Below are 1,423 nucleotides of genomic sequence, written 5' to 3' on the forward strand. Positions count from 1 at the left end.
GGTCAAGCCCCAGGAAGTGGTGTAGCGGTCGGTGATCCTTCTGTTGTTGGTGTCGGTTAGGCGCTGAGCTCGAGGACGGTGTCGGTATTCACCTCGTTTCCGTTGTCGGCAACGAGAGTGAGGCGGGACTTGGCGAGGATGTCGAGGCCGAGGTAGCGGCGTCCTTCTGCCCATTCATCGGTTTGCTCGGCGAGGACGGCGCCGACGAGGCGGATGATCGCGTCGCGGTTCGGGAAGATGCCGACGGAGTCGGTGCGGCGGCGGATCTCTCGGTTGAGGCGCTCGTTGGGGTTGTTGGACCAGATCTGCTGCCAGAGCCCTTCGGGGAATCCGGTGAACGCGAGGATGTCCGCTCTCGCGGCGTCGAGGTGCGAGAAGGCGTCGGGGAGCTTGTCGTCGACGTAGTCCAGGAGCCGGTCGAACTGCGCGTTGACACTGTCTGCGTCCGGCTGGTCATAAACCGAGTGCAGCATCGCTTTCACCGCCGGCCACATGCTCTTCGGGGTCACGCTCATCAAGTTCGCGGCGTAATGGGTTCGGCAGCGTTGCCAGACCGCGCCGGGCAGATTCGCCGCGATCGCCTCGACCAGCCCTGCGTGCGCATCGCTGGTGACGAGGCGGACCCCGTTAAGGCCGCGGGCGACGAGGTCGGCGAAGAAGCTGTTCCATGCCGCCCCAGTCTCCGATGTCGCGACCCGTAGGCCGAGGACCTCACGGCGCCCGTCCGCGTTCACGCCGGTCGCGACGAGGACGACAGCGTTGATCACGCGGCCGCCTTCGCGGACCTTCATGGTCAGCGCGTCGGCGGCGACGAACGTGAACGGGCCCGCCTCATCGAGGGGGCGGTGGCGGAACTGGTCGACATGTTCATCGAGGTCCGCGGCCATCCGTGAGACCTGTGACTTCGACAGCGAGTGGATCCCCAACGTCCTGACGAGCTTGTCCATCCGACGCGTCGAGACGCCGGCGAGGTAGCAGTCCGCGACGACAGTGATCAGCGCGGTCTCGGCGCGCTTGCGGCGCTCGAGGAGCCAGTCCGGGAAGTACGTGCCCTGGCGGAGCTTCGGGATCTGAACATCGATTGTGCCGACGCGGGTGTCCAGGTCGCGGTGCCGGTAGCCGTTGCGTTGCGCGACACGGTCCGGGCTGGGCTTGCCCCACTCGGCGCCGGCCACGGCATCCGCGTCGGCGGACAGGAGCGTGTTGATCATGGTCTGCAGCAGCTGCCGCATCAGATCCGGCGACGAATCGGCGAGGGCTTCACCCAACAGGCGGGCAGGGTCGAGAATATGAAGTGCGGTCATCGTGATGATGCCTTTCGAGTGGAGGTAAGAGACTTCTCGAAGGATCACACGGTGGCCGCGCTTACGTCAGGAGCGACGAGCCGGTCACCGAGGGCTACACCACTTTAAGGGGCACTACT

1 protein-coding gene is annotated in these 1,423 nt (G+C 65.6%); it reads right to left on the reverse strand.

Features of this window, described 5'->3' with window-relative positions; translation table 11 throughout:
- Window positions 1-56: 56 nt before the first annotated feature.
- The gene (locus tag KEC56_RS13820) at window positions 57-1,304 is read right to left on the reverse strand and encodes an IS256 family transposase (protein ID WP_227531400.1); all 1,248 of its coding nucleotides are present in this window, start codon (window positions 1,302-1,304) and stop codon (window positions 57-59) included.
- Between the last annotated feature and the right edge of the window lie 119 nt (window positions 1,305-1,423).

This window comes from Microbacterium tenebrionis (genome assembly GCF_020682665.1).
GTDB lineage: Bacteria > Actinomycetota > Actinomycetes > Actinomycetales > Microbacteriaceae > Microbacterium > Microbacterium tenebrionis.

What these genes read in the sequence shown, in the direction of transcription:
- KEC56_RS13820 (WP_227531400.1), bottom strand. Translation starts at nt 1,304, where the DNA reads ATGACCGCACTTCATATTCTCGACCCTGCCCGCCTGTTGGGTGAAGCC.